Raw genomic sequence first — 393 nt, forward strand, 5'->3', positions numbered from 1 at the left:
GAACCGGCGGAGTACCGCGAGATTCACATCGCATTGCTGACCGGACTGCTGTCCCATATCGGCATGAAGGACGCCGAAAAGCAGGAGTATACCGGCGCGCGCAACGCCCGTTTCTCTATCTTCCCCGGCTCCGGGTTGTTCAAGAAACCACCCAAGTGGACCATGGTTGCTGAACTTGTGGAAACCAGCCGTCTGTGGGGGCGTATTGCCGCGCGTATCGATCCGGAATGGGTAGAGCCGGTGGCGCAACACCTGCTGAAACGCTCATACAGTGAACCGCACTGGGAGCGCGCGCAGGGGGCGGTGATGGCAACCGAAAAAGTGACCGTCTACGGCCTGCCGGTGGTGGCCGCGCGTAAGGTCAACTACAGCCAGATTGACCCGGCGCTGTGC

The 393-nt window shown here is 61.1% G+C and carries 1 protein-coding gene; it reads left to right on the forward strand.

Features of this window, described 5'->3' with window-relative positions:
- Positions 1–393 (forward strand): DUF3418 domain-containing protein (locus D7X32_RS44735; protein WP_120608496.1); only part of this gene is annotated, 393 nt, incomplete at both ends.

Source organism: Corallococcus carmarthensis (genome assembly GCF_003611695.1).
Classification (GTDB): domain Bacteria; phylum Myxococcota; class Myxococcia; order Myxococcales; family Myxococcaceae; genus Corallococcus; species Corallococcus carmarthensis.